Here is a 25936-nt window from a genome sequence, read left to right as displayed (position 1 = left end):
CTCAGAACGTCACCTCGACACCGACCCACGGATCCTTCTTGCGGCGCAGGGCGTACCAGGCCCTGGCGAGCCGGGCGAGCGGCGTCCTGCGTGCCATCAGCCGGTAGGCCCGCTCGGTCTCGTCGCGGTCCAGGATCCGGCCGGTGCCGTCGAGGTGCTGCGCGCCTGCCGGGATCCGTCCGGCCGAGTCGCACGGCGCGACGACCACGCGTGAGTTGGTGCGCAGTCGCTTGAGCTTGCCCGTGTTGGCGTAGCTGAGGACGTACAGCTTGCCGTCGTCGACCACGCCGCCGACAGGGGTCGCGACGGGTGTGCCGTCCCGGCGGAAGGTGGTGAGGCTGACGGTGCTGCTCTTCGCGATGGTGCCGAGCGCGGTCATGGGGTGCCTGCCGGGAGGTCGAAGGTGACGCCGGTCTGCTGCTCGGACCACGTCCAGAGCCGTTCGGCGTGGCCGGGGTGCTTGCTGACCCGCGGAGGACGGACGGGGACGGGAGTGCCCGCAGTGCCGAACTTCGGGCCGTAACAGCTTTGGGCGTCGGGGTCGCTCGCTGCGCGGACGGCGAGCAGGGCGCCCCGGTCCTTGTTCTGGATCGGCCACGGCAGGGGCGTGCCCTCGACCGCCAGGCCGGGGTGCGCGGCCAGCGACCGCACGTCCGCCCCCGATGCTCGCAGGCGCCGGTCGAGTTCGAACGCGAACAGCAGCACGGCGTGCTTCGACTGCGCGTAGGCCTTCTGCGGCGAATAGGTCCGCTGGTCGGGGTCGTAGGCGAACGCCCTGGTCATGATGCTGCCGATCGACACCACGCGGCTGCCAGGAGTCGCGGTGAGCACCGGCATCGTCAACGCTGTGAGCGCGAAGTGGCCGAGGTGGTTGGTGCCCATGGCGAGCTCGAACCCCTGCCTGGTGGACAGCCGAAGCTTTCCGGCGTTGGTGCCCGCGTTCAGGACCAGGCCGTCCAGGCGGGGGAGCGCGGACAGCTCGGTCGCGGCGGCGGTGACGGAGTCCAGGTCCGCGAGGTCCAGCCGGATCGCCGCATTCCCGGCGTCGCGGCAGAGGACGAGCACGTCGGCTCCGGCTTCGGCGAGCCGGCGCACGATGAAGCGTCCGATGCCGGCGTTGCCACCGGTGACGGCGTAGGTGCGGCCGCCCAGATCGGGTGGTTCCCAGGTCATGGCGCGAGTGAACGGGCGTGCCAAGGGCCTGTCAAAGTTCGATCACATCGTGATCGGCGAGCCTTCACCGGGTCACATCGTGACAGCGAGTCGGTGCGGGCGTTCACGGGACGACAATTCTTTGAGGGCACCGGAAAGCGTGGCTAGCGTGCGTCCACATGAGACCGTTGCTGGAGTACCGCGCCGCCGACTGGACCGTGGCCGTGGCCGGGGTGGTCGCCTTCGGGCTGGGCGTGCTGGGGCTGGTGGACCAGGACAGCCAGTTGAGCGCCGTCGGGCTGGACCCCGCCGCGCATCCGGCCGCCGACCCGTTGCGCCGCGCAGGCGGCCGGGTTCCTCCCGGTGCGTTGTGGTGGGACCGGCGGCGGTCAGCGCGCGGGGGCCGTTGAGCCTCGTTCGACCAGGCGGACGTCCAGTACCAGGGGGTCGGTGGGGCGGTCGCCGCCGTCGATGAGGGCCAGCAGGCGGTCCACGGCGTGGGTGGCCTTGCCGACGATGTCCTGGGCGATGGTCGTCAGCTTCGGCGTGATGTACGCGCTGAGGTCGAGGTCGTCGAAGCCGACCACGGACACCTGGTCCGGCACGCTGACGCCGGCCTGGAGCATGCCCTCGATGATGCCGATCGCGAGGATGTCGGCGGTGGCGAACACGGCCGTGGCGTCCGGGTGGGTCTCGGACCAGCGCTTGCCGAGGGCCACGCCGTTGTCGTGCGTGGTGTTCAGCGTCTCCACGGGACAGTTCTCAGTGGACAGACCGGCTTCCTCGAAGGCCTTCCGGAAGCCCAGGAAGCGTTCGTGGACGACGCCCACGTCGGTGAAGGACGGGCCGGCGAAGACGATTCTGCGGTGGCCGAGGGACAGCAGGTGTGCGGCGGCCAGGCGGGCGCCGGTGAAGTCGTCGGACCGCACGCCCGTGGTGAGCGGGTTGGGGGCGTAGCTGTCGATCGCGAGGACCGGGGTGGTGCCGGTGACCTGGCGGCGCAGGTCGGCGATCTCCTCGTCGAGGAAGCCCAGCAGCACGGCGCCGTCGAGGCTCCAGGAGCGGAGTGCCTCGCCGATCTCGGACGTGTCGGCGACGCCGCGCAGCAGCAGGTGGTAGCCGCGTTTGCGGAGGCGGCGCTCTATCTGGCCGATGATCGCGATGTTGTGCGGGCTGATGGCGAGGCTGTCCTCGCTGGCCGCCGGGACCAGCAGGCCCACCAGGCGGGACTGGTTCGCGGCGAGGCTGCGGGCCGACGCGCTGGGGACGTAGCCGCGTTCGTCGATGATCCGCCGCACCCGTTCGACGGTGTCGGCCGAGACGCGCGCGCTCTTGCCGTTGATCACGTTGGACACCGTCATCACGCTGACGCCGGCCGCTTCGGCGATGTCCTTCAAGGTGACCCGCAAGTGCTGCCCCTCCGATTCCGTCGTTGACACCTTCCGTGCCGCAGGCTAGCTTTCCACACCACGATGATTTAGCGCTATACCTACTCTGATCAGCGATGATCGGCGCGGTGTTGCGCGCCTCAAATCGAAAGAGGGGATTCGCAGCCGTGACGACGGACCCGCCCTGGTGGCGCACCGCGGTCATCTACCAGATCTATCCGCGCAGCTTCGCCGACGCGAGCGGTGACGGGGTCGGCGACCTCGCCGGCGTGCGAGGAAGGCTCGGTCACCTGCGCGACCTCGGCGTGGACGCCATCTGGTTCACGCCCTGGTACCTCTCGCCGATGGCCGACGGCGGCTACGACGTGGCCGACTACCGCGCCATCGACCCCGCCTTCGGCACGCTCGCCGACGCCGAGGCGCTCATCGCCGACGCCGCCGCGCTCGGCATCCGCACGATCGTGGACGTGGTGCCGAACCACGTGTCGAGCGAGCACGCCTGGTTCCAGGCCGCGCTGGCCGCCGGGCCCGGTTCGCCGGAACGCGAGCGCTTCTGGTTCCGCGACGGTGATGCCGCGCCGACGAACTGGCGCTCCAGCTTCGCGGGCGGCACCTGGACCCAGGTCGCCGACGGCCAGTGGTACCTGCACCTGTTCGCGCCGGAGCAGCCCGACCTCAACTGGAACCACCCCGACGTGCGCCGCGAGCACGAGGACGTGCTGCGCTTCTGGTTCGACAGGGGCGTCGCCGGCATCCGCGTCGACTCGGCGTCCATGCCGGTCAAGGACCCCGCGCTGCCCGAGGTGCCGGAGACGCACGCCGACGGCGAGCACCCGTTCATCGACCGCGACGAGCTGCACGACATCTACCGGGCCTGGCGCGCCGTCGCCGACTCCTACGCCGAACCGCGCGTGCTCGTCGGCGAGGTGTGGCTGGACGACCAGAAGCGCTTCGCCCGCTACCTGCGCCCCGACGAGATGCACTCCGCGTTCAACTTCGACTTCATGGGCCGCCCGTGGGACGCCAAGGAGCTGCGCGACTCGATCGCGTCCACTTTGGACGCCCACGCCCCGGTCGGCGCGCCCGCCACGTGGGTGCTGTCCAACCACGACGTGACCAGGCCCGTCACCAGGTACGGGCGCGCCGAGACGTCGTTCTCCTTCCTGGCCAAGAGGTTCGGCGAGCCCACCGACCTGGGGCTGGGGGAGCGGCGGGCGCGGGCGGCGGCGTTGCTGACGGCGGCGCTGCCCGGTGCGCTCTACCTCTACCAGGGCGACGAGCTGGGCTTGCCCGAGGTCGAGGACCTGCCGCTGGACGTGCTGCAAGACCCGATGCACTTCCGGTCCGGCGGTGTCGACCCCGGCCGGGACGGGTGCCGGGTGCCGTTGCCGTGGACGCGGGACGGCCGGTCGTACGGCTTCGGGCCCGAGGACGGTGCGCCGACGTGGCTGCCGCAGCCTGCCGGGTGGGGGAGCCGGTCGGTCGAGGCGCAGCAGGACGACCCGGACTCGATGCTCGCGCTCTACCGGGCCGCGCTGGGGGTGCGGCGGGCCGAGGAGGGGCTGCGCGGGGAGTCGTTCGAGTGGGTGGACCTGGGGCCGGACGCGATCGCCTTCCGCCGCGGTGACGTGGTGTGCGTGGTCAACTTCGGGCCCGAGCCGCTCCCGCTGCCCGCACACCGGGAGGTCCTGCTCGCCAGCGCGCCGTTGGAGGGGATGGCCGTGAACGGTCCGCTCACCTCCACCCCGCCGACCTCCACTCCGCTTCACCTGCCCGCCGACGCCGCCGCATGGTTCCGCGCGTAAGTCCCCAGGAGAGACAATGAAGTCCCACCGCCTGACACTCATCGCCCTCGCGCTGACCCTCGCCGCCTGCTCCACCGGCGACGACGAGCTGAACGCCGACGGCAAGGTCGTCCTCACCGTCGCCATGGACGCGGGCCTGGAGGCCAAGGCGATCGAGGCGTTCAACGCCCGCGTCGCCCAGTTCGAGCAGGCCAACCCGGACGTGGACGTCAAGCCGCAGGAGTACACCTGGACGGCGGCGACGTTCACCGCCCAGCTCGCGGGCGGCACCGCGCCGGACGTGCTCACCGTGCCGTTCACCGACGGACGGGGCCTCATCGAACGCCGGCAGATCGCCGACATCAGCACTCAGGTGTCGACGCTGCCGTACGCGAAGGCGCTCAACCCGACCGTCGCCAAGGCCGGCCAGTCGTCGGACGGCAAGCAGTGGGCCGTCCCGATCGCGGCCTACGGCCAGGCGTTGCACTACAACCGCACGCTGTTCACCCAGGCCGCGCTCGACCCGGACAAGCCGCCGACGACGTGGGCCGAGGTGCGCACCGCCGCCAAGCAGATCGCCGACCGGACCGGCCAGGCCGGCTACGCCCAGATGACCCAGGGCAACACCGGCGGCTGGATCCTCACCACGCTGGACTACGCGTTCGGCGGCCGCACCGAGAAGATCAGCGGTGACACCGCGGAATCCACAGTGGACACGCCGGAGATGGCCGAGGTCCTCAAGGCCCTGCGCGCCATGCGGTGGGAAGACAACTCGATGGGCGCCAACTTCCTCTACGACTGGGCCGGCATCAACCAGGACTTCGCCGCGGGCCGCATCGGCATGTACGTGTCGGGCGGTGGCAACTACGGCAACCTGGTGACCCAGAACGGGCTCAAGCCCGCCGACTACGGCGTGGCCGCGCTCCCCCTCGCGGACAAGCCCGACGCCGGGGTGCTCGGTGGCGGCACGCTCGCCGTCGTCAGCTCGAACGCGGGCGAGAAGGCCAAGGACGCCGCCGTGAAGTGGATCGACTTCTACTACATGGGCAAGCTGACGAACCAGGACGCCGCCACCGCCGACGCGAAGACGCTCGCCGACACCAAGCAGCCCGTGGGCGTGCCCGCGCTGCCGGTGGTGGACCGCGCGACCTACGACAAGCAGCAGGAGTGGGTCAAGCAGTACGTGAACGTGCCGTTGCAGCAGATGAAGCCCTACACCGACGCGATGTTCGGCCAGCCGCTCGTCACCGAGCCGACCAGGTCGACCCAGGAGGTCTACAAGATCCTGGACACGACGGTGCAGAAGCTGCTGACCGAACGGGACGCCGACATCGCCGCGCTGCTGAAGACGGCCGACGCCGACGCGCAGGCCACGATCGGCCGGGGCTGACCAGGTGGTCACGTGGGTCCGTCGCGGTGGGCTGACCACGCTGCTGTTCCTGCTGCCGTTGCTGCTGGTGTTCGGGGTGTTCTCGTGGGCGCCGATCGTGCAGTCGGTGATGATGAGCTTCCAGCGGACGAACCTGGTCGGGCCGGTCGAGTTCGTCGGCCTGGACAACTTCGCCCAGGTGTTGAACGACCCTCTCCTGTGGACAGCGGTCACCAACACGGTGTGGTTCGCGGTGCTGGCACTGCTGTTCGGCTATCCGATCCCGCTCGTCGCCGCCGTGCTGATCAGCGAGGTGCGGGCGCGCAGAGGGTTGTTCAGCGCGTTGGCCTACCTGCCCGTCGTGGTGCCTCCGGTGGTGGCGGTGCTGCTGTGGAAGTTCTTCTACGACGCCAGTCCGTCCGGGGTGTTCAACACCGTGCTCGGGTGGGTCGGGCTCGGGCCGTGGCAGTGGCTGCAGAACCCCGGCAGCGCCATGCCCGCGCTGGTGCTCGAGGCAACGTGGGCGGCGGCCGGCGGCACGGTGATCATCTACCTCGCCGCGCTCGCCGGCGTGCCCGCCGACCAGTACGAGGCCGCCGAGATCGACGGGGCCGGGATCTGGCGCAAGATCTGGCACGTCACGTTGCCGCGGTTGCGGGGAGTGCTGCTGGTGACGTTCATCCTGCAGATCATCGGGACCGCGCAGGTGTTCCTCGAACCGTTCCTGTTCACCGGCGGCGGTCCGGCCAACTCGACGATGACGGTGCTCCTGCTGATCTACGACTACGCGTTCGCCAGCAGCCTCGGCGGTGACTACGGCGCCGCGACCGCGTTGAGCATCATGCTCGCCGCCGTGCTGGCCGTGCTCTCTGCGCTCTACCTGCGGATCACGAAGTCCTGGAGCGTGTCGTGAAGCGCGGGCTGATCTCGCCGTCGGAACGCAAGACGCCGACGATCAGAGCAGCACTGCGCGTCGTGCAGTCGGTGCTGCTCGGAGCGTTGCTGCTGACCGGGCTCGGGCCGATGCTGTGGCTGGCCAAGGCCGCGATCACGCCGACTCAGGACACGTTGCGCACGCCGCTCGCGTTCTTCCCGGCCGGTCTCGACCTCACGAACCTCGTCACGGCGTGGACGCGGGTGGAGATCGACAGGTACTTCCTCAACACCGTGGTGATCGCCGCCGGCTCGTGGCTCGTGCAGCTCGTCGTCGCCACCACGGCCGGGTACGCGCTGGCGGTGCTGCGGCCCCGTTACGGGCCGTTGATCACGGCGATCGTGCTCGGCACGCTGTTCGTCCCGGCGATCGTGCTGCTGGTGCCGCTGTACCTGACGGTCGTGCGCGCCGGGATGATCAACACGTTCTGGGCGGTGTGGCTGCCCGCCGGTGCCAGCGCGTTCAACGTCGTGCTGGTGCAACGGTTCTTCGCGAACCTGCCCCGCGAGGTGCTGGAGGCCGCCAGGGTCGACGGCGCCGGTCCCGTGCGGGTGTTCTGGTCGGTGGTGCTGCCGCTGTCCCGCCCGATCCTGGGCGTGGTGTCGGTGTTCGCGGTGGTGGCCAGCTGGAAGGACTTCCTCTGGCCGTTGCTGGTGCTGCCCGACCCGGTGGTGCAGCCGCTGTCCGTGCGGCTGCCCGCGTTGCAGCGCTACGTCGAGCTCGACGTGTTCCTCGCCGCGCTCGCCATCTCGTCGGTGATCCCGGTGGCGCTGTTCCTGGTGTTCCAACGGCTGTTCCTGAACAGCGGCGCGCTCGAAGGCGCGGTCAAAGGCTAGGCCCCCTGTCCCCAGTCCCAGGAGAACAACAACGATGTTGTCGAAGATCCGCGCGGCCCTGGTGGCCGTCTTAGTCGTCGGCGGAATCGCCGTCACACCAACGGTGTCGGCCGCCCCCACCGTCTACCAGGCCGAGTCCGCCGCGTTGTCGGGCGGCGCCCGTGCCGAGACCGAGCACGCCGGGTACACCGGCTCCGGTTACGTCGGCGGCTTCGTGGACACCAACCGCGGCGCCGCCCTCACCGTCACCACGAGCGGTGCGACGGCGGGCTCGAACCAGCTGGTCCTGCGCTACGCCAACGGAACCGGCTCGACCCGCACCGTCACGCTCTCCGTCAACGGCTCCGCCCGCCAGGTCTCGCTCCCGGCCACCGCGGGCTGGGCGTCGTGGGGGAGCGCCACCCAGAACATCACGCTCAACGGCGGTGCCAACACCCTCGCGGTGTCGTACGGCAGCGCCGACAACGGCAACGTCAACATCGACTCCCTGTCGGTCGAGCCCGTCGCGCTGACCGCGGGCGAGGCCGAGTCCGCCGTGCTCTCCGGCGGTGCACGGGTGGAGTCCGAACACGCCGGGTACACCGGCTCGGGCTACGTCGGCGGTTTCGTGGACGCGAACCGGGGCGCCGCGGCGACGTTCTCCGTCACGGGCACGGCGGGCCGGTCCAGCCTGACCCTGCGCTACGCCAACGGAACCGGCACCTCCCGCACCATGACGGTGACCGCGAACGGGACCGCACAACAGGTCTCGCTGCCCGCGACCGCCTCCTGGGCCGAATGGGCCACCACGAGCGTCTCGGTGGCCTCCGTCGCGGGAGCCAACACCGTCGTGGTGTCCTTCGGCGCCAACGACAACGGCAACGTCAACCTCGACAACATCGCGCTCACCCCGGAGACCACCACCCCCGAGGGCACGATCGAACTGGAGACCGGCTTCCTCGGCGGCGGCGCCGTCACGACCGCGCCGGCGGGTGCCACCGGGTCCTCGGCGGTGTCCCTCCCGGCCACCTCCGCCCGCGTGATCAGGACGATCAACCAGACGGCGGCCGGCACCGCGACGATCACCTTGCGCTACACGGGGTCCGCCGGCACAGTGACCAGCTACGTCAACGGCATGAAGGGCACCCAGCTCTCCCTGTCCGGCGGCAGCGGCTGGCGCACCGTCACGCACACCGCCGTGCTGCGCGCGGGCGTGAACCTCATCGGCTACCAGAACGCGACGGGCGCCGTCCTCGACAACATCGCCGTCACCGGCTCGGCCGCCCTCAACGCCCGAGGCGCCACCGTCCCGTTCACCACCTACGAAGCCGAGTCCGGCACCACCACCGGCACCGAGCTGACCCCGACCCGCACCTACACCGCCGAGGCCGCCGAAGCCTCCGGCCGCGGTGCCGTCAAGCTCACCGGCACCGGCCAGCACGTCCAGATCACCCTGACCAAGCCCGCCAACGCCCTCACGGTCCGCGCGAGCGTTCCGGACGGCACCACCGCGCCGCTCGCCGTGTACGCGGGCGCCACGAAGGTCGCCGACCTGGCGCTGACCTCGAAGTACAGCTGGATGTACGGCGCCTACCCGTTCGCGGAAGGCCCAGGCGGCGCCCGTCCACACCGCTACTTCGACGACGCCCGCGTCCTGCTCCCGCAGACCTACCCGGCCGGCACGGTGATCCGCCTGGCCAAGGAGACGACCGCGTCCGCGTACATCACCGTGGACCTGCTGGACGCGGAGATCGCCACCGCGACCACCGCACCGGCGGGGTACGTGGACGTCCGCACGCACGGCGCGAACCCCGGCGACGGCGCCGACGACAGCGCGGGCATCCGTGCGGCCATCACGGCGGCACAGGGGACCACGGCCAAGGGCGTGTGGCTGCCCGCAGGTTCCTACAACCTCAACAGCATCGTGAACGTCAGCGGCGTGGACGTCCGTGGCGCCGGCATCTGGCACACGGTCCTCAACGGCGCCTCCCGGCGCGGCGGCTTCGCCATCACCGGTGCCGCCACCATCGCCGACCTCACCTTCGACGGCGACGTCACCACCCGGGACCCCGACGACGCCCCGAACTCCGACTCGTTCATCGAGGTCGAGAACGGTTCGGGCGCAACGGTCTTCAACGTGGCCACCAACCACGCCAAGACCGGCCTGTGGCTCAAGCAGGGTGACGGCTTCTACGCGGCGGCCCTGCGCGTGCGCAACACCATGGCGGACGGCCTGAACATCAACGGCAACAACGGCCCCACCACCAACGTCCGCGTGGAGCAGAGCACGTTCCGCAACACCGGCGACGACGGCATGGCCATGTGGTCGTGGAACCCGAACAACGCCGTCTCCCGCAGCGTGTTCGCGTTCAACACCATCGCGCTGCCGATCCTCGCGAACGGCGCCGCGATCTACGGCGGCACCGACAACCGCGTCGAGGACTCGCTCATCTCCGACACGGTCTTCAACGGCTCCGGTGTGATGGTGTCGAGCTGGCACGACGCCAAACCGTTCGGGGGCACGACCTCCGTGCAGCGCACCACGTTCACGCGGGCGGGTACTCGCAACTGGGACTGGAACACGCACACCGGCGCGGTCTGGGTGTTCGCGGAGAAGTCCGACATCACCGGAGCGTTGGTGCTGAAGGACCTGGACATCGTCGATGCGAGCTATCACGGGATCCTGTTCAGCTGGAACAAGGCGATCACCAACCTGACGGTGGCCGACGTGCGGATCACCGGGACGGGCGGCGCGACCGACGCGTTCACCGACGACAAGGGCGTGGCGGTGTCCAACGCGGGCTCGCACGGCCTGCACTTCAACCTGGTGTCCGGCACCGGGCGCTTCGACCGGGTGACGGTCGGCGGCGTCAAGGGAACCGGCAGCCAGGGCATGGCCAACGACGAGAACCGCTACACGATCCAGCGGGGGACCGGTAACTCCGGCTGGTAGAGCGGCTGGGGCCCACTCGCGTGGGCCCCGGCCTCACTTGATCCGCATGCCCCTCAACGTGCCGCGTTCCACCATGCCCCGGTCGGGATGGATCTCGACCGGTTCGAACAGCGGGTCGAACTTCCGCTTCACGTCCCGCGCCCAGGGCTCCTCGATGCCCTTGTCGCCGGTCTTCACGTCGTAGACGGTGACGACCTCGTGCCCGTACTGCGGCAACGAGTTCGCGCCACCGTTCCACTTGGGATTGGGGATCTCCCGTTCCAGCACGATGTCCGCGCGCCGCGACCCGTCCGTGCCCCACGGCACCTCGGCCTCGGGATTCATGAACGCGACCTGCCCGCGCAGTCGCCAGCCGCTGCCGGGGTCGATCAGGCTGTCGTGGTTGTCCTGCACCCACTGCCCGACGCGCTTGTCCGTCTCGGTGCCGATGACCCGCTGGTTGCTCCAGTCGGCCGGGTAGTCCTTCCGCACGTTCGGCAGGTCGTGCGCCACCTCGTCGCGCATGCCGTTGGTGAGGTCGATCAACGTCTCCTCGAGCTGGTGGTGGATCTCCTCGGCCGCTTCCTGGATCTCCTCGCGGTCCTTGGGCTTGGAGCGGTCCAGCCCCGGCTTGTTCTTCGGGGTGGGCCGCAGCTTGCTCAGGTCGAACGGGTCGGTCTTGCGGCCGGTGACCTTCTGCGCGCTGCCGGGCGAGCCGACCGGGCGCCCGATCGAACCGGGCCTCGGCGTGCTGGGCCTGCCGCCGGGTTTCGACCCCGGCCGGGCGGTCGGGCGCCAGGTGTTGCGCCAGCCACCGGCGGCGGCCACCTGGACGCCCCTGGTGTCGCCGGTTCCGCTGGAGCCGCCGTCGAACGACGCCTTGACCAGGTACGGGTCGCCGAGGGAGACCCCGCCGGCCGCCTGCGTGAAGTCGGACGCGCCCTGACCGGCAGGGAGCACGAAGGCCTGGCGCAGCCCGGTCAGCACCTCGGTCGCCTGGCCCACGCCGGACGGGCCACCGAGCTGCCGTGCGGTCAGCCGCAGCATCTCCTCCAGGCCGGCCACGGGTCGTGCGTAGGAGGCGACGAGCGACGCGGCCTCGGCGCGGATGGCGACGGAGTTCCCGCCCTGCGCGGACATGGCCAGCTGCACGTAGGAGATGAGCTGGCTGACGCAGTGGTCGAGCAGCGCGTCGGCCTGCGCCCGCGCCGACCCGACGGCAGCGCCCATCAACCGTGCCGCCGCGCCACCGGCCGCCAGCAGCCGCGACACCCCGGCGAGCGCCTGGCTGACCGCCGCCGCCCGTTCCCGGTAACGGTCACCGGCGTCCCCGGTCCACTCGGCCTCGGCCGCCGTCGCGGCGCGCACGAACTCGCGCCCGACCTCCTCGACGGCGGTACCGGCGCGCTGCACCGCCTCGGTGAACGCGGCGACCGACCCGTCGACCACCATCCGGTCGACGGCCTGCTGCATCGGCTCGATCAACGACACGAGGTCGCCGAGCCCCGCCGCGACCAGCCGTTGCGCCGGCCGCGTGCCGTTCTGGGGCACCGCACCGTTGCGCAGCCCCGACGCGACCCACTCGCCGCCGGAGACGGTGGTCGCCAGCTGTTCCGCGGTGGTCATACCGCGAGTCCTGGCTGTTCGGCCGGTTCCCCGAGCGCACCGAGGTTCGTCACCGCGTCGGTCTCGTGCCGCTCGTACTCCTGCGCCGTCGCCCGCAGCCGGGAACCGGTCTCCGTCAACGTGTTCAGCGCGGCGACCACCGCGTCGAGCACGTCGGCACCGAGCCGGTCCAGTGCCGGAACCGCTTCGCCGGCGGCCTCCCCGAACGCCGTGGGCGTCAGCGCGATCGAGCCGGCCGCGTCGGCCGCCGCCCGCAGCTCGGCCGCCAGCTCACCGACCCTGCGCGCCTGCTCCACGAGAACTGAGGCCGAAACGCTGTAGCCATCACGCATTTCCGCTCCCGGTGTCACCCCACACCCGTCGCCGTCAACAATGGCCCAGGCACAACCCGTGACGACACCGCCACCGCCGAAGTTGGGCCGTACAGCGCAGAGCGGGTTCAGCCGCGTTCGAAGATCTCCGGGCCGTCCCAGTCGTCGCCGTCCTGGGCGGGACGTGCCGGCGGCGGTGCGGGTGCGTCCCCGCTTCGGGGAGCGGGCGGTGCGGGAAAGCGCTCTCTCGTCTCGGCCAGGATCAGCTGCGCCGCGGGGTCGTGCGGGCCGACGGTCTCCGCCATCGCCTGGCCCATCAGCTCCGGGATCCGCGCCTGCGCACGGCGAACGCAGTCCATGACCTGCGCCGCGATCACCGGCAGCGGCTCGCGGAACCGTCCCTCGCGCAGGACCAGCCCGGTGAGCGCGCCGCTGGTGGCCACGCTCACCTCGACCGTCCCGTCGCGAGAGACCTCCCGGATCGTCTGCGCGGACAACCGATCCCGCAACGCCCCGAGCCGGCGCGCGTTCTCCGCGACCTCACGCTCCCACGTGGCCCCAGTCATGCGTCCGATCATTCTCCCGCCGCGGCAGGGACACCAGGCTCTGCCGGGCCGAAAGTCGTTGCACCCCAACGTAGGCCACCTGGCCGAGGGGAACTCACCGGTGCAGTTTCTCGGTCCAGTCGGCGGGAACGCGCCCGGCGGGACCGGGTGCGGGCTGGTCGAGCGGGTGGTGGGCGGGCGCGGCCAGCTCAGGCCCGTTCTCGAACCCCTGCTGCGTCTCGAAGTCCCAGAACCACTCCTCGCCGGGTTCGAAGCTGCGCAGGATCCGGTGGCCGGTGGCGTGGAAGTGCGCCGTGGCGTGCTGGGACGGCGACGAGTCGCAACAGCCGATGTGCCCGCACTGCGCGCACCGCCGCAGGTGGAACCACCAGCCCCCGGCCGTCTCGCAGTCGGTGCACCCGGTCCCGCTCGGCGCCGCCGCCGGGTCGACGCCCGCAGTCGTGTCCGCCATGTCCGTGCTCCCGTCGAGGTCGGTGTCGGTCGGCTCCATCCTGGACCTGCGCACCGGCCCGCAGCGTCCGTCATTTGACGGGCGTGTCGCTCACAACGCGTGCTCACCGTCGTCGGCGACGGCCGCCGCCAGGTCCCGCACGGCGGACCCCGCGACCGGGCCACGAGCGGCAGTCCGAGCACCTCGCCGTAGAAGTTCGCCAACGCACTCGCGTGCCTGGTCTTCGTGCCGAGCCAACCCAGTCCGGTGATCTCCATGGGGGCAGCGAACACGCTCCAGTTCGGTGGAGGTCAAGGCACGCCGGACTCAGCCGTAGATCGTCAGCAGCACCAGCGTGATGACCACCGCCAGCACCAGGAGTGCGACCGCGGCCAGGTTCCAGCGTCCCCGGATCTCCTGCCGGCGCCACATCCTCTGCGCCTGCCGCAGAGCCTCGCGGCCTTCGTCGGTGTCCCTGCGCCACCGGGGTTCGAGCACCGCCGTGCCGTCCGCGATCGCGTCGGCGACCCGTTGCACGTCCTGCGCGTCGTAGTCGTCCCACGTCGTGGTGCCGTACGTGCCGGTGGCGTGGTGGGTCCTGGTCCGCACCCCGTTGGCGCGGAGGACCGCCGGGTGGTCCCAGACGACCGGCCACGCCCTGGCGACCTCGGACCTGGCGAGACACCCGTCGTCGACGTCGGGACCGCCGGGCAGTCGTTGCGCGATCAGGTCGGCCACCGGGACGGGTGCGGGGATGGGCGGCTCCACGAGGCACCTCCAGCCACGTTGCGCCCCACCACGTTCCCGCGCGGCCGAAGCCCTCGCAAGGTCCGTCCGGGTCAGCGGTGGCCGAGCGCCCCGAGGACCGTCGACACCTGGAGCTCGGTGCGTGCGGCGAGGTCGTCGCCGTCGCCCAGCTCGGGCGCGCCGGCCGGCAGCTGGTGGACCTCGTCGAGGATCGCGAGGTAGACGCGCAGGCACCACGACGGGTTCGCCGCCGTGATGGTCCCCGCCTCGTGCAGGCGGGCGAAGAGCGCCCTCGCCCTGTCCTGGACCTCGGCGCTCAGGAACGAGTGGCCGACGCCGCTGCCGTTCACGATCTCCACGGCCAGCCGGTGCCGGAACTTGATCTCGATGACCAGCTCGGTCACCCGGTGCAAGGCGACGAGCGGGGGCGTGGACTCGGCCCTGGCCTCGTTCAGCGCGTGCACGTACTGGTCGTTGAGCTGCGCGAACAACGCCTCCAGCAGCGCTCTGCGGGAGGAGAAGCGGCGGTGGACGGTGGCGCGGGCGAGCCCGGCCTCGTCCGCGATGCGTTCCAGCGACGCCGTCGGGTCGTCGGCCAGGACGATCTTGGCGGCCTCCAGGATGCGCGTCACGTTGCGTTCGGCGTCCGCTCGGACCGGCCGGGGCGGGGTGGGCGCGCTCATCTGACCTCCATGGTGGTGACCCAGCCTAACGACCAGGATAAATGCAACACGCAAGTCTCACTTGTTGACAGAAGTGAGACGTCGGTGTTGCATTTAGGGCATCGGTCAGTCGACAAGGAGCTGAGAGTCATGGATCTGAACCTCGCCGGGAAGCGCGTGCTCGTGACGGGCGCGAGCAAGGGCATCGGGCTCGCGATCGTGCGGGCCTTCCGCGCGGAGGGTGCCGAGGTCGTGGCGGTGTCCCGCCGCGTGACGCCCGAACTGGAGGCCACCGGCGCCACCTTCGTCGCGGCCGACCTGTCCGAAGTGGACGGACCGCGCCGGGCCGTCGAGGCGGCGCTGGCGGCGAACCCGAGGCTGGACGTGCTGGTCAACAACGCCGGTGGCGGGGACGGGCTGCCGGACGGCTCGTTCGGCGACGTGCTCGACGGCGGTGACGAGATCTGGCAGGACGTCTTCGAGCTGAACCTGCACGCCACCGTCCGCGTCACCAGGGCGGCGCTGCCGGCGTTGGTCGAGGCGCGCGGGGCCGTCATCAACATCAGCTCGGACAGCGGACGGCGCATCGGCGCGCCCGGAGCCACCCCGCTGCCCTACGCGGTGGCGAAGTCGGCGATCAACATGTTCACCCGCGCCCTCGCCGAACGCGTCGGCCCGGAAGGCGTGCGCGTCAACGCCGTGTCGCCGTCGCTCACCCGCACGCACACGATCGCGGGGGAGGGCGGCTACATGTCCCAGGTCGCCGGGGCGATCGGCGTCGCGCACGCGGACATGCTGGCGGCGCTGCCGAAGGAGCTCGGCATGCTGACCGGCCGGATGATCGAGCCGGACGAGATCGCCCGCGCGGTCCTGGTGCTCGCGTCGCCGACGATGCCGAGCGTCATCGGCTCGAACTGGGCGGTCGACGGCGGCTCGACCAAGGTCGCCTGAGGAGTCAGTCCGCCCACTCGGCGAGCTTCGCGGCGCGGACGTCCGGGGGCAGCACCTCCGCGATCTCCCTCAGCAGCGGCAACGGCACCGTCGAGTACCGCGGGAACCGGTGGTAATGCTGGACCATCGGGTGGAAGCGGTCGTCCAGCCCGCCTGACCGGGCGAGTGCCGCCAGCGCCGTGCCGATGCGCTGGCCCGGCACCTTGAACGCCAGGTCGTGTCCCTCCACTTCGGACACCACCGGTAGCCACCCGTCGAGGAACGCCTCGGCCTGGGCGCGGTACCCGCCCAGGGCGTCGGCGAAGAGCGAGCACAGCGCGAGGGTCGCGGTTTCCTCCCTGCCGTCGCCGTAGAAGTGGCGCACGGTCAGCGTGATCTTCTCGGCCTTGCTGTCCTGCCGTGGCGCGGCGAACACCTCGCCGAGCGCGGTCCACGCGTTCACCTCGGCCAGCGCGGCGAGCGCGGGCTTGGTGTCGCCCTGGCCGAGCAGGGCGTCCTCCAGCACGAACCACAGCAGGCCGGACGACGTGCGCCGGGCGAGCTCGCCGGTCGCGGTGCCGAGCAGCCGCCGCACCGCGGGCACCGAACCCGGCACGTCGAGCCAGCGGTAGGTGATGTCGGCGCCGGTGATCGTCTCGGGCGAGGACCGCAGGGCGGTCTCCAGGGTGGTGCGCTGGTCCGCCGTCAGGTCGTCCGGCGCGATCGGCCGGTAGACGTCGCCGGACCGCCGGAACTGGCGCGTCATCAGCTCGAGCAGTCTGGAGTGGAGGTTCGGCTTGGTGTGTGAGGGCGTGCTCAGCAGGCCGTCCTCGGTCGTGCCGAACGTCCACGCCGCGGCGGCCAGGTCGGCGAGGTCGCCCGTCCACGTGTCGAACACCGGGTACTCGCCCTGCGCCAGGTGGTGCAGCAACGCCAGCGCGTGCTCGTCGGCGAACCCGGAGTACACAATGGACGCTGCCGCAGCGCAACGCACGTGCAGCGACGGGCTCGACACCATCAGCTCCCGCGCCGCCGCGACGTGATCCGCCCGCACGTCGGCAACCCTCGACCCACCAGGGGTGACGCCGTTGGCACGTGCGGCCGCGAAACCGTGCGCCAGACACGAGCCGGCGGACGCGACCGGAGGCAGTTCGGGCGCGCGGTCCAGCAGGACCAGCAGCCGCAACGCTTCGTCGTCACCGGTGCGCGTCCACATCGCCTCGACGTCGGCGGCGAACTCCGCCACGGCGCCCGCGTACCGGGTCGTGGCGTCGCGGACGTCGTCGGGCCGCGTCACGAAGTGCGTCTCGCCGACCGCGATCCTCGCCAGGAACTGCACGGCCATCGGGTTGTCGCGGCGGACCAGGTCGGCGAGGAACGGGATCGCGGCCTCGGACGCCGTGTAGACCGACCCCTGGTGCGTGGTCGCCGAGTACAGGCCGTACAGCCCGAAGCCGCGGTCACCGGCGTCGTCGCTGGTCAGCGCCTCGATGAACAACGGTGTCTGCTCGGCCGTGTCGTAGGCGTCTTCGAGAGTTGCCCAGTCGACCTCGTCCATCCCGGTAGGCGGAGAGGTGGTGCCTCGGAACGGCGGCCGCTCGTCCCCGTCCGGCTCTTCCTCGTCGAACGTCGGCGGCTCGTAGGCGGGCAGGTCGGCGGCGTCGAACGCGGTCCCGGGCACGGCCGCAGCATATGTGCTTCCATGCGGGCACCCGATCTCCGGAGGACCGCCCGTGACGCGCCATTCGTTCACCAGCCTGGTCGAGCTCAACGGCAAGACCGCGACCGGGCTCCGCGTCCCGGCCGCCGTGGTCGAGGCGCTCGGACAGGGCAAGAAACCCAGGGTGTCGGTGACGATCGGTGCCCACACCTACCGCAGCACCGTCGCGGTCATGGGCGGCGACTTCATGCTGCCGCTGAGCGCGGCCAACCGGGAGGCCGCTGGCGTTGCGGCGGGGGAGACGGTCGAGGTGACGCTCGAACCCGACCTCGCGGAACGCACGGTCGACGTGCCCGACGACCTCGCGGCGGCACTCGACCGGCACCCCGGCGCCAAGGCCGCGTTCGCCGCGCTGTCCTACAGCAACCAGCGGCAACGGGCCGAGGCGGTGGCCGCGGCGAAGCAGCCGGAGACCCGCGCGCGGCGCATCGAGAAGATCGTCACAGAGCTGTCCTGACACCCGCTAGCCTGGGCGCGTGGTCGGCACGATGAGGAAGATCGCGCGAGTGGGTCTCGTGCGCGTCTTCGCCGTGCTCGCGCTCGCCGTGGGGATCGCGATGCTCCAGGGCACGCCGTGCGAAGGCGACCTCGTGCCGTCGGCGGAGTGCTCGATCACCAGCGTCCAGGTGCTGGCCGACCCCGGTGACCTCGACGGTCTCGGCGCCGTCCCCGAGATCTGCCTGGCCCTGCTGTTCGCCGTGCTGCTGGTGGCCGGCGGACTCAAGCTGCCCACCTTGTTTCCCGTGATCGTGTCGGCGCCCGTCCGGCGGAGTGGTCCGCCCAGGCGCCCGGAAGTGCGACTCACCCAGCTCTGCGTGCTGCGGACGTAGACCGAGCCCGTTCTCGCGCTCGGTCCACCCACCACTCGCAGAGGTATGCCTTCATGACCAAGAACGCCCGCATTTCGTTGATCATCATCGCCACGGTCGTCGTAGTGGTCGGCGGTTTCATCCTGATGAGCAGGCTCACCAGCCCGGCACAGCCCCAGGCCGGGAACACCAAGGCGGCGGGACCCGTCGCCGCCGCACCCGCCGAGCTGCTCGTCCGTCCCGACAGCCACAAGCTGAACGACGTGCCGAACGCCGAGGTCACGCTCGTCGAGTTCCTCGACTTCGAGTGCGAGTCCTGCCGGGCCGCCTACCCGAGCGTCGAGCGGCTGCGTGCCGAGTACGGCGACCGCGTGACGTTCGTGCTGCGGTACTTCCCGATTCCCAGCCACCGCAACGCCGAGCTGTCGGCCACCGTCGTCGAGGCGGCGAGCAGGCAGGGCAAGCTCGAGGCGATGTACAAGCGCATGTACGAGACCCAGGCCGAGTGGGGCGAGAAGCAGGTCGAGCAGCGCGACCTGTTCGTCGGGTTCGCCCGCGACCTCGGCCTGGACATGGCGAAGTTCGAGGCCGACCTCAACGACCCCGCCACGCTCGACCGGGTGCTGAAGGACCGCGCGGACGGCTCGACCGTCGGGGTGCAGGGCACGCCCACGTTCTTCGTCAACGGCACCAAGTTCACCGGCCGGGCGAGCTACGAGGGCCTGAAGGCGGCGCTCGACCAGGAGCTCGCCAAGTGATCACCCGCACGGCGGTCGGGCCCGCCGATCGCGCAGGAGCACCTCGGCACGACCGGGCCCGCGTTGCCGCCGGCCAGCTAGAGGTTTAGACCAATACTGGCAACTGGCAAGGCGTGGAAAACGTTCTCCAAGCCAGTAGATCTCTACCTGGGCGCCCGAACCTCTGGAGGGGTCGTATGAGCGACAGGTGGAGACGGTCGGTCGCGGTGGCCGTCATCGCGGCGACGGGCCTCGCGGGACCGGTGACGCCGGCGACCGCGGCGCCGGTCGCACCGCCGGCGCCGGACGGCGAAGGACGCCTGGTCACCCTCGTCACGGGAGACCAGGTCGTCCTGACCGGCGGTCACGCTCGGGTGCGTCCGGCGCAGGGCAGGGAGAACATCGGGTTCATCACCCGCACCGACCCCGACGGCGACGTCAACGTCACGCCGTTCGACGCACTCGGCATGCTGCGGAACGGACAGCTCGACCCGAGGCTGTTCAACGTCACCGAGCTCCTCGGCACCGGCTACGGCGACGCCGACCGCGCGGACATCCCGTTGATCGTCACGCAGCCGCGCACCCTGACCGCGCGGACCGTGCGCGACCTGCCGAGCATCGGCGGGGCGGCCGTGGTCGCGGCCAAGGACACGGCGTTCTGGAAGACCAGGGACGCCACCCGGATCTGGCTCGACGGACCGGTGAAGGCCGTGCTGGACAGGAGCGTTCCGCAGATCGGCGCGCCGGCGGCGTGGCAGGCGGGGCTCACCGGCCAGGGCGTCACGACCGCGATCCTCGACACCGGCATCGAGCCCAGCCATCCCGACCTCACCGACGCGGTGGTCGAGGCGAAGGACTTCACCGGCAGCGCCAGCGGAACCGTCGACAAGCACGGTCACGGCACGCACGTCGCGTCGGTCGTCACGGGCGACCACGCCCAGTACAAGGGCGTCGCGCCGGACACGAAGCTGTTGGTCGGCAAGGTGTTGAACGACGCGGGCAGCGGCACCGAGTCCGGCATCATCGCGGGCATGGAGTGGGCCGCGACCAGCGGCGCCCGCGTGATCAACATGAGCCTCGGCAGCGACGCCGCGAGCGACGGCAGGGACCCGCTGTCGCAGGCCGTCAACGAGATCACCGCGCGGACCGGCGCGCTGTTCGTGATCGCCTCCGGCAACAGCGGACGGACGCCGGGCTCGCCGGCCGCCGCCGACGCGGCGCTCACCGTCGGCGCGGTCGACCACACCGACGCGCTGGCCGAGTTCTCCAGCCGCGGCCCGCGTCTCGGCGACAACGCGATCAAGCCGGAGATCACCGCGCCGGGCGTGGCGATCGTGGCCGCGCTGGCGAAGGACAGCATGATCAGCCGCCGGTTCCCGCCGGTGGGGGAGGACCACGTCGCGCTCGACGGCACGTCGATGGCCACCCCGCACGTGGCGGGCGCGGCCGCGATCCTCGCCGGCCAGCACCCGGACTGGAAGGCCGCGGACCTCAAGGCGGCGCTGGTCGGCAGCGCGAAGCCGCACCCGGCGCAGACCGTCTTCGAGCAGGGCGGCGGCCGGGTCGACGTCGCCAAGGCGGTGGCGTCGGCCGTGCACGCGTCCGTCGCGAGCATCAACAACGGGATCGTGCAGTGGCCGCACACCGACGACGCGCCGATCCCCACGGCCGTGACGTACCGCAACACCGGCACTTCCCCGGTGACGCTGAACCTGGCCGCGGACGTCAAGGACCCCAGCGGAAAGGCCGCCCCTGCCGGGATGTTCACCGTCTCGCCCGCGACCCTGACGATCGCACCCGGCGCGGCGGCGCAGGCCACCGTCACCACGAACACCAAGGTCACCGGCGCGGACGGCATCTACAGCGGCGTGATCACCGCCGGTGACGTGCGCACGCCCATCACCGTGACGCGCGAGGTGGAGAGCTACGACCTCACCGTGAACGTCCTCGGCTCCGACGGCAAGCCCACGCCGGACTACGCGTTCCGGCTCGTCGACCTGGCCAAGCCGGAGATGCGGGTGCCGTACGACGCGTCCGGCGCGGTGACGCTGCGCGCGCCCAAGGGGCACTACTACTTCGAGTCCCAGGTGTCCACTTCGGACGGAAAGCTGGTGGTGGCCGTCGAGCCCGACGTGAACCTCAGCGCGAAGACCGCGATCACCGTCGACGCGCGCCAGGGCAAGCCGGCCGGGCTCGTGCTCGACCACAAGAACGCCAGGGCGGGCGAGAAGTTCGTCGAGTTCGCCCGCTCGACGACCTACGGCGGCAAGGACTTCCTGCTCACCAAGATCAGCCCGCCCGAGTTCGGCGACGTCCTCGTCAGCCCGTCGAAGACCTCGGCACCCGGCCAGTTCCGCTACTCGACCGGCGGCAGGTTCGCCGAGCAGGACGCCACCGGCAGCTTCGACGCCAGCCCGTACCTCTACAACGTGCGCGGTGACGTCACCGGCCGCGTGCCCGCCGACCCGGTGCTCCGGGTGCGGGACAAGGACCTCGTGAAGGTCCGCACGACGCACGCCGCCACCACGTCCGGCACCACCGGCAACCGGGAGGGCATGATCACCAAGCCGCTGCCGTTCGTCCTCGACGAGCTCTACTCGCCGGAAACCCCGTGGCTCAACGAGTTCACCGAGGTGACGGCGGCAGGGGAGTACCGGTCGCGGCTGTTCTCCAGCGGCCCCAGGACGTTCCCGCGGGTGAAGACCGCCACCGACTCGTTCAACCAGGCGGTGTTCGGCCCCGACCTGCCGAAGAACCCGGGCAGGCCGACGAGGTACGCGAGCCGGTCCGGCGACACGATGATCTTCCAGATCCCGCTGTGGACCGACTCCGGCAACGACCGCGAGGGCTTCTCCGCGCACACCGGCAGCTCCACGCTGTTCCGCGACGGCCAGGAGATCGGCAAGCTCACCAGCACCAGCGGTCTGCTGGAGGCGCGGCCCGGCGCGGCCACCTACCGCCTGCACACCGAGGCGACCAGGGACCGCACGCTGACCAGCAGGATCGTCGCCGACTGGACGTTCAGGTCGGACACGGTCGTGGACGGACAGCAGGCGCTGCCGTTGATGGCCGTGAAGTTCGCCCCTGCCCTGGACGGCCACAACAGGGCGAGCCGGGCGGCGTCGACGATCGTGCCGGTGGCGGTCAACCACAACACCGGCGCCGCCGCGAAGCCCACCAGCGTCCAGGTGTCGCACGACAGGGGCGTCACCTGGCGGACCGCGCCGCTGTTGTGCAGCAACGGCAAGTGGTTCGCCGTCCTCAGCCACCCGAAGGGCGCCACCTCGGTGTCGCTCAAGGCCTCGGCGAAGGACGACGCGGGCAACTCCGTGACGCAGATGATCGTGGACGCGTTCCTGCTGAAGTAACCCCGGCGTGGCGGGCACTCCTCGCGCGAGGAGTGCCCGCCACCTCGCGGAGTGCGGCCGGTCCGGCGGGAAGCGGGCCGGCTTCGCCGCCGCCGAACGCTAACGACGTGCGCGGGTCTTCTCGGCTATCCCGGTCTCCAGCCGCCGCAGCAGCGCGATCACGGCGTCGACCTCCTCCTCGTCGGTCACCAGGCCGTCGAGCAGGTCGCTCCAGATGTCGTTGAGGCGCTTCAGGTGCTCCTGGGCGCGGGCGGTGGGGTAGAGGCGGACCCGGCGGGTGTCCTCGGGGTCGGTCTCCCGGCGCACGCGGCCCTTCTCCTCGAGGCCTCGCAGCGACCGGCTGAAGTTGCTGGAGGTCTGCTGGGTGGCGTCGGCGGCCGCGCGGGCGGACGTGCCGGGGTTGCGGTCGACGTACCGCATCACCGCGATGTCCGAATGAGACCACGCCTCCTTGGTCACGCCCTCCTTGGTGGCCTGGATCTGCCGCCCGACCGCCGCGATGAGGTCGGCGAGCTCGAACAACCGCGCTTTCTGAGCCTCGTCCACCCGCCCATGGTACTTTTGCTCTCACTTGATAGCTATCACCTGAGAGGGGATTGCGGTGGACGCGCCCTCGCGCAGCACCATCCCGACACCGTTGCTGCTCGTGCTCGCCCTGCTGGCGAGTGTGGCGCCGTTCGGCATCGACCTGTACCTGCCCGCGTTCCCGCGCATGGCCCTCGACCTGCAGACGAGTGACACGTCCATCCAGCTCACGCTGACGATGTTCCTGCTCGGCCTGGCCGCCGGTCAGCTCGTGTTCGGGCCGATCTCCGACCGTTTCGGCCGGCGTGGGCCGTTGCTGGTCGGCTCCACGGTCTTCGTCGGCGCGAGCGTACTCGTCGCGCTGGCTCCCACGATCGAGGTCCTGCTGGCCGGACGGCTCGTGCAGGGCCTGACCGCCGCCGCGGGCATGGTGATCGGCCGCGCGGTCATCGCCGACCTCGCCACCGGCAAGGCCGCCGCCCGCGCGTTCAGCCTGATGATGATCGTCGGTGGCGTCGCGCCGGTCGTGGCGCCGCTGCTGGGCAGCCTGCTGGTGGACGGCATCGGCTGGCACGGCGTGCTGTTCGTGCTGGCCGGACTGGCGGTGGCGATGCTCGCCGGATCCGCGACGGTCGTGCCGGAGACCCTGCCCGGGGAACGCCGCGGGGGTGGCAAGGAGGGGCGGTTCCGGGCGTTGGGGCACCGCGCCTACCTCACCGCCACGGTCACGTTCGTCTTCTCGTTCGCCGTGCTGATGGCCTACATCTCGGCCTCGCCGTTCCTGTACCAGGTGGTCATCGGCATGAGCCCGGTGAGCTACGGCCTGTTCTTCGCGTTGAACGCGGTGGGTCTGGTCACGAGCAGCGCGACCGCCTCACGCCTGCTGCGCACCCGCCACCCGCGCCAGGTCCTGGCCATCGGTCAGCGCTGGCTCCTCGCCGCCGCCGCGGTGCTGCTGGTGGTCGCCGTGCTGCCGATCAGCCCGATCTGGCTGGTGGCGCCGATCTTCTTCGTCATCGCGTCGCTCGGCTTCGTCATGGGCTCTGCCACCGCGCTGGCGCTCGACGCCGTGCCGGGCGCCGCCGGGACGGGATCGGCCGTGCTGGGTGCCGCGCAGTTCGGGTTCGGTGCGGCCATCTCGCCGCTGGTGAGCGTCGGCACCGGGCACTCCGCGCTGCCGATGGCGATCGTCATCGCCGTGCTGGCCGTGCTCGCCAACGGCGCGTTCGCCCTGCTGACCACGCGGGAACCCGACGAGGTCAAGGTGCCCGTGCTCAGCGGTTGACGACGCCGGTGCGCCACGCCCAGGCCGCCACCTCGACGCGGTTGCGGACGGACAGCTTGCGCTGGGCGTTCGCGAGGTGCGTCTTGACCGTGGCGACGGAGACGTAGAGCTTGGCCGCGATCTCTTCGTTGGTGTTGCCGTTCGCGACGAGCCGCACGACGTCCAGTTCGCGGTCGGTCAGCGGTTCGGGCAACGGCCGGTGCGGCGCCGGTTCCGCCTGCCGGTTCGGCGCGAGCTTGGACAGCAGCCGCACCGTGATGGCGGGGGAGATCAGGCTCGTGCCGGTGGACGCGGCGCGCACGGCCTCGACCAGCAACGCGGGGGACATGTCCTTGAGCAGGAACCCGCACGCGCCGTTCTGCAACGCCCGGTAGACGTACTCGTCGAGGTCGAACGTGGTCGCGATGAGCACGTTGAGCGGCGCGTCCACGCCCGGCCCCGCGAGCAGCCGGGTGGCCTCCAGGCCGTCGAGCGCGGGCATCCGGATGTCGAGCAGGCACACGTCGGGACGCAGCCTGCGGGCCTGGGCGACCGCGCTCTCGCCGTCCCCGACGCTCGCCACGACCTCCATGTCGGGCTGCGTGCCGAGGATCATCCCGAACGCCGAGCGGATCATCTCCTGGTCGTCGGCGATGAGCACCCGGATCGTCATGCGCCCGAGGATGGCAGAAGCGCCGTGACCGCCCACCCGCGACCCGCCGGGCCCGCGCTGAGGCTGCCACCGGCCGACTCGACCCGTTCCGCGAGCCCGACCAGGCCGAACCCGCCCTTGGGCAGGCCGTTGTCGCTCGCCTGACCGTCGTTGGTGACGCTGATCTCCACCTCGTCGCCCCTGGACCGCGCGCTGATCATCACCTGGGTGACGCGGGTGGCGTGCCGGTGCACGTTCGTGAGCGCCTCCTGCACGACGTGCCTGGCGGCGTCCAAAGTGGACCCGGGCAGGTCGAGATCGGCGATCGCCGGGTCGATGTTCGTGCTGACCGGCGGGCCGGTGAAGCCGGCGGCGAGGTCGTTCACCATCAGCGTGAGCGCCTGGTGCGGGTGCATCGGGGCGTTGTCGTCGCGCAGGACGTCGACCATGGTCCGCATCGACGTCAACGCCTGCGAGCCCGCCTTCTCGATGCCGTCGAGCATCTTGTCGAGCACCGCGGGGTCCGGCACCTGCCCGCTGCCGGTGGCGAAGCGGACCGCCTGGGTCTGCACGACGATCGCGGTGACGTGGTGCGCCACGAAGTCGTGCAGGTCGCGGGCGTACTCCAGCCGCTGCGTCTGGCGGGCGAGCTGGAACGAGTCGGTGCGCGTGCGGTCGTGCAACCGCATGACCAGCCCGAGCAGCTGCACGAACGCCAGCACCACGGCGATGAAGAACCCCATCGCGGGGGTGAGGTCGGGGTCGAGGTCCGCCAGCCGCAACGGCGTCGTGACCGCGGCGAGGCCGAGCAGCACGCACAGCCCGGCCGCGCGCCAGGCGGGGAACACCACCAGCGCCCGGACCGACAGGCACGCGAGCCCGATCAGCTCGAACAGGCCGAACGTGTTGTCGAGGTGTCCGGGTAGGACGGTCGCGCACACCACGGTGAAGACCATCGACAGCACCGCGATGCCCGCCACGGCGAGCGCGGTGAGGTTCCTCGCGAACAACGCCGCCGACGGCAGGACCCCGCACAGCACCAGGCCCACCGCGCCGTAGACGGTCGGGGAGCTGAACGCCTCCACGGTCAGGAGCGCGCCACCGGCCGCGATGATCAGCCAGAAGGCGACCCGCTGCCACCAGGTGAGCCGCGTGAGGATGCCTGTCATGGTGGCGACGGTAGGTCAGAGCCGTCCGCCGGGGCCTCAACCTTTT

At 71.2% G+C, this 25936-nt stretch carries 25 protein-coding genes; 12 read left to right on the top strand and 13 right to left on the bottom strand.

Translation table 11 applies throughout. The annotated features are described in order from the left end of the window. Position 1 precedes the first annotated feature (1 nt). Both ACQEU1_RS07505 and ACQEU1_RS07500 read right to left on the bottom strand, forming a co-directional pair. Positions 2-379, bottom strand: coding sequence for a PPOX class F420-dependent oxidoreductase (locus ACQEU1_RS07505; protein WP_433197658.1), 378 nt, complete (start codon positions 377-379; stop codon positions 2-4). Beyond that, positions 376-1173 (bottom strand): SDR family NAD(P)-dependent oxidoreductase, encoded by a 798-nt coding sequence (locus ACQEU1_RS07500; protein ID WP_433197656.1) that lies wholly within the window; start codon positions 1171-1173, stop codon positions 376-378. Before ACQEU1_RS07500 ends, ACQEU1_RS07505 begins: the two co-directional genes overlap by 4 nt. A 158-nt stretch (positions 1174-1331) precedes the next feature. Here ACQEU1_RS07500 and ACQEU1_RS07495 point away from each other — a divergent pair, with 158 nt between their 5' ends. Continuing rightward, positions 1332-1562 (top strand): hypothetical protein, encoded by a 231-nt coding sequence (locus ACQEU1_RS07495; protein ID WP_433197654.1) that lies wholly within the window; start codon positions 1332-1334, stop codon positions 1560-1562. Here the strand turns inward: ACQEU1_RS07495 and ACQEU1_RS07490 are convergent. Further along, a complete protein-coding gene (locus tag ACQEU1_RS07490) occupies positions 1542-2561 on the bottom strand; it encodes a LacI family DNA-binding transcriptional regulator (RefSeq protein ID WP_433197652.1) in 1020 nt (339 codons plus the stop codon). The genes ACQEU1_RS07495 and ACQEU1_RS07490 overlap by 21 nt on opposite strands. A gap of 146 nt (positions 2562-2707) precedes the next feature. On the opposite strand from ACQEU1_RS07490, the gene ACQEU1_RS07485 reads away from it, so the two are divergent. From ACQEU1_RS07485 to ACQEU1_RS07465, 5 genes are read left to right on the top strand one after another with little or no spacing between them, the layout of a single operon-like run. After that, positions 2708-4345, top strand: a complete 1638-nt coding sequence (locus ACQEU1_RS07485; protein ID WP_433197650.1) for an alpha-amylase family glycosyl hydrolase — start codon at positions 2708-2710, stop codon at positions 4343-4345. Between the two features lie 16 nt (positions 4346-4361). After that, entirely contained in the window at positions 4362-5714 is a 1353-nt protein-coding gene (locus ACQEU1_RS07480) for an ABC transporter substrate-binding protein (protein ID WP_433197648.1), read from the top strand. A gap of 4 nt (positions 5715-5718) precedes the next feature. Beyond that, the gene (locus ACQEU1_RS07475; RefSeq protein ID WP_433197646.1) at positions 5719-6606 is read left to right on the top strand and encodes a carbohydrate ABC transporter permease; all 888 of its coding nucleotides are present in this window, start codon (positions 5719-5721) and stop codon (positions 6604-6606) included. Further along, positions 6603-7463: a carbohydrate ABC transporter permease gene (locus tag ACQEU1_RS07470; protein WP_433197644.1), complete on the top strand. Its 861-nt coding sequence runs from the start codon at positions 6603-6605 to the stop codon at positions 7461-7463. The genes ACQEU1_RS07475 and ACQEU1_RS07470 overlap by 4 nt, the downstream gene beginning before the upstream one ends. 34 nt (positions 7464-7497) lie before the next feature. Then, positions 7498-10395 carry a carbohydrate-binding protein gene (locus tag ACQEU1_RS07465; RefSeq protein WP_433197642.1) on the top strand — a complete coding sequence of 966 codons (2898 nt, stop codon included), beginning with the start codon at positions 7498-7500 and terminating at the stop codon, positions 10393-10395. Between the two features lie 33 nt (positions 10396-10428). On the opposite strand, the gene ACQEU1_RS07460 is transcribed toward ACQEU1_RS07465, so the two are convergent. The 6 genes from ACQEU1_RS07460 to ACQEU1_RS07435 all read right to left on the bottom strand — a co-directional run bounded on the left by ACQEU1_RS07460 (position 10429) and on the right by ACQEU1_RS07435 (position 14737). Beyond that, complete coding sequence (locus ACQEU1_RS07460) at positions 10429-12000, bottom strand: hypothetical protein (RefSeq protein ID WP_433197640.1); 1572 nt, start codon at positions 11998-12000, stop codon at positions 10429-10431. Beyond that, the gene (locus tag ACQEU1_RS07455; RefSeq protein ID WP_433197638.1) at positions 11997-12332 is read right to left on the bottom strand and encodes a type VII secretion target; all 336 of its coding nucleotides are present in this window, start codon (positions 12330-12332) and stop codon (positions 11997-11999) included. Before ACQEU1_RS07455 ends, ACQEU1_RS07460 begins: the two co-directional genes overlap by 4 nt. 107 nt (positions 12333-12439) lie before the next feature. Continuing rightward, on the bottom strand, positions 12440-12877 hold the full coding sequence (locus ACQEU1_RS07450) for a YbaB/EbfC family nucleoid-associated protein (RefSeq protein ID WP_433197636.1): 438 nt from the start codon (positions 12875-12877) through the stop codon (positions 12440-12442). Positions 12878-12971: 94 nt separating this feature from the next. Beyond that, positions 12972-13382 carry a UBP-type zinc finger domain-containing protein gene (locus ACQEU1_RS07445; protein ID WP_433197634.1) on the bottom strand — a complete coding sequence of 137 codons (411 nt, stop codon included), beginning with the start codon at positions 13380-13382 and terminating at the stop codon, positions 12972-12974. A 252-nt stretch (positions 13383-13634) separates the two neighbouring features. After that, positions 13635-14075 (bottom strand): hypothetical protein, encoded by a 441-nt coding sequence (locus ACQEU1_RS07440; protein WP_433197632.1) that lies wholly within the window; start codon positions 14073-14075, stop codon positions 13635-13637. Between the two features lie 71 nt (positions 14076-14146). After that, positions 14147-14737, bottom strand: a complete 591-nt coding sequence (locus ACQEU1_RS07435; RefSeq protein ID WP_433197630.1) for a TetR/AcrR family transcriptional regulator — start codon at positions 14735-14737, stop codon at positions 14147-14149. Positions 14738-14866: 129 nt separating this feature from the next. Between ACQEU1_RS07435 and ACQEU1_RS07430 the strand changes: the two genes are divergently transcribed. Continuing rightward, the gene (locus ACQEU1_RS07430) at positions 14867-15667 is read left to right on the top strand and encodes an SDR family NAD(P)-dependent oxidoreductase (RefSeq protein WP_433197628.1); all 801 of its coding nucleotides are present in this window, start codon (positions 14867-14869) and stop codon (positions 15665-15667) included. 4 nt (positions 15668-15671) lie between these two features. Here ACQEU1_RS07430 and ACQEU1_RS07425 read toward each other — a convergent pair whose 3' ends face one another. Then, on the bottom strand, positions 15672-17327 hold the full coding sequence (locus ACQEU1_RS07425; RefSeq protein ID WP_433197626.1) for a hypothetical protein: 1656 nt from the start codon (positions 17325-17327) through the stop codon (positions 15672-15674). Between the two features lie 52 nt (positions 17328-17379). Here ACQEU1_RS07425 and ACQEU1_RS07420 point away from each other — a divergent pair, with 52 nt between their 5' ends. The 4 genes from ACQEU1_RS07420 (at position 17380) to ACQEU1_RS07405 (ending at position 22280) form a co-directional block, all read left to right on the top strand. Then, positions 17380-17823 (top strand): YdeI/OmpD-associated family protein, encoded by a 444-nt coding sequence (locus ACQEU1_RS07420; protein ID WP_433197624.1) that lies wholly within the window; start codon positions 17380-17382, stop codon positions 17821-17823. A gap of 19 nt (positions 17824-17842) precedes the next feature. Next, positions 17843-18196, top strand: a complete 354-nt coding sequence (locus ACQEU1_RS07415; protein ID WP_433197622.1) for a hypothetical protein — start codon at positions 17843-17845, stop codon at positions 18194-18196. Positions 18197-18249: 53 nt separating this feature from the next. Further along, entirely contained in the window at positions 18250-18933 is a 684-nt protein-coding gene (locus ACQEU1_RS07410; protein WP_433197620.1) for a DsbA family protein, read from the top strand. Between the two features lie 176 nt (positions 18934-19109). Next, entirely contained in the window at positions 19110-22280 is a 3171-nt protein-coding gene (locus ACQEU1_RS07405; protein ID WP_433197618.1) for a S8 family serine peptidase, read from the top strand. A 99-nt stretch (positions 22281-22379) separates the two neighbouring features. On the opposite strand, the gene ACQEU1_RS07400 is transcribed toward ACQEU1_RS07405, so the two are convergent. Further along, positions 22380-22826, bottom strand: a complete 447-nt coding sequence (locus ACQEU1_RS07400) for a MarR family winged helix-turn-helix transcriptional regulator (protein ID WP_433197616.1) — start codon at positions 22824-22826, stop codon at positions 22380-22382. Between the two features lie 55 nt (positions 22827-22881). Between ACQEU1_RS07400 and ACQEU1_RS07395 the strand changes: the two genes are divergently transcribed. Beyond that, the gene (locus ACQEU1_RS07395) at positions 22882-24090 is read left to right on the top strand and encodes a multidrug effflux MFS transporter (RefSeq protein ID WP_433197614.1); all 1209 of its coding nucleotides are present in this window, start codon (positions 22882-22884) and stop codon (positions 24088-24090) included. On the opposite strand, the gene ACQEU1_RS07390 is transcribed toward ACQEU1_RS07395, so the two are convergent. Next, positions 24080-24742 carry a response regulator gene (locus ACQEU1_RS07390; protein WP_433197612.1) on the bottom strand — a complete coding sequence of 221 codons (663 nt, stop codon included), beginning with the start codon at positions 24740-24742 and terminating at the stop codon, positions 24080-24082. The genes ACQEU1_RS07395 and ACQEU1_RS07390 overlap by 11 nt on opposite strands. Next, complete coding sequence (locus ACQEU1_RS07385; protein ID WP_433197610.1) at positions 24739-25890, bottom strand: sensor histidine kinase; 1152 nt, start codon at positions 25888-25890, stop codon at positions 24739-24741. Before ACQEU1_RS07385 ends, ACQEU1_RS07390 begins: the two co-directional genes overlap by 4 nt. Positions 25891-25936 lie beyond the last annotated feature (46 nt).

The sequence above is a fragment of the Lentzea sp. CA-135723 genome, assembly GCF_050936595.1.
GTDB lineage: Bacteria > Actinomycetota > Actinomycetes > Mycobacteriales > Pseudonocardiaceae > Lentzea.
Note: the sequence above shows the minus strand (reverse complement) of the source record. Positions and strands in the feature narration are given on the sequence as shown.

What these genes read in the sequence shown, in the direction of transcription:
- ACQEU1_RS07390 (WP_433197612.1), bottom strand. Translation starts at nt 24,742, where the DNA reads ATGACGATCCGGGTGCTCATCGCCGACGACCAGGAGATGATCCGCTCG.
- ACQEU1_RS07430 (WP_433197628.1), top strand. Translation starts at nt 14,867, where the DNA reads ATGGATCTGAACCTCGCCGGGAAGCGCGTGCTCGTGACGGGCGCGAGC.
- ACQEU1_RS07495 (WP_433197654.1), top strand. Translation starts at nt 1,332, where the DNA reads ATGAGACCGTTGCTGGAGTACCGCGCCGCCGACTGGACCGTGGCCGTG.
- ACQEU1_RS07450 (WP_433197636.1), bottom strand. Translation starts at nt 12,877, where the DNA reads ATGACTGGGGCCACGTGGGAGCGTGAGGTCGCGGAGAACGCGCGCCGG.
- ACQEU1_RS07385 (WP_433197610.1), bottom strand. Translation starts at nt 25,890, where the DNA reads ATGACAGGCATCCTCACGCGGCTCACCTGGTGGCAGCGGGTCGCCTTC.
- ACQEU1_RS07460 (WP_433197640.1), bottom strand. Translation starts at nt 12,000, where the DNA reads ATGACCACCGCGGAACAGCTGGCGACCACCGTCTCCGGCGGCGAGTGG.
- ACQEU1_RS07410 (WP_433197620.1), top strand. Translation starts at nt 18,250, where the DNA reads ATGACCAAGAACGCCCGCATTTCGTTGATCATCATCGCCACGGTCGTC.
- ACQEU1_RS07405 (WP_433197618.1), top strand. Translation starts at nt 19,110, where the DNA reads ATGAGCGACAGGTGGAGACGGTCGGTCGCGGTGGCCGTCATCGCGGCG.
- ACQEU1_RS07480 (WP_433197648.1), top strand. Translation starts at nt 4,362, where the DNA reads ATGAAGTCCCACCGCCTGACACTCATCGCCCTCGCGCTGACCCTCGCC.
- ACQEU1_RS07505 (WP_433197658.1), bottom strand. Translation starts at nt 379, where the DNA reads ATGACCGCGCTCGGCACCATCGCGAAGAGCAGCACCGTCAGCCTCACC.
- ACQEU1_RS07500 (WP_433197656.1), bottom strand. Translation starts at nt 1,173, where the DNA reads ATGACCTGGGAACCACCCGATCTGGGCGGCCGCACCTACGCCGTCACC.
- ACQEU1_RS07455 (WP_433197638.1), bottom strand. Translation starts at nt 12,332, where the DNA reads ATGCGTGATGGCTACAGCGTTTCGGCCTCAGTTCTCGTGGAGCAGGCG.
- ACQEU1_RS07435 (WP_433197630.1), bottom strand. Translation starts at nt 14,737, where the DNA reads ATGAGCGCGCCCACCCCGCCCCGGCCGGTCCGAGCGGACGCCGAACGC.
- ACQEU1_RS07465 (WP_433197642.1), top strand. Translation starts at nt 7,498, where the DNA reads ATGTTGTCGAAGATCCGCGCGGCCCTGGTGGCCGTCTTAGTCGTCGGC.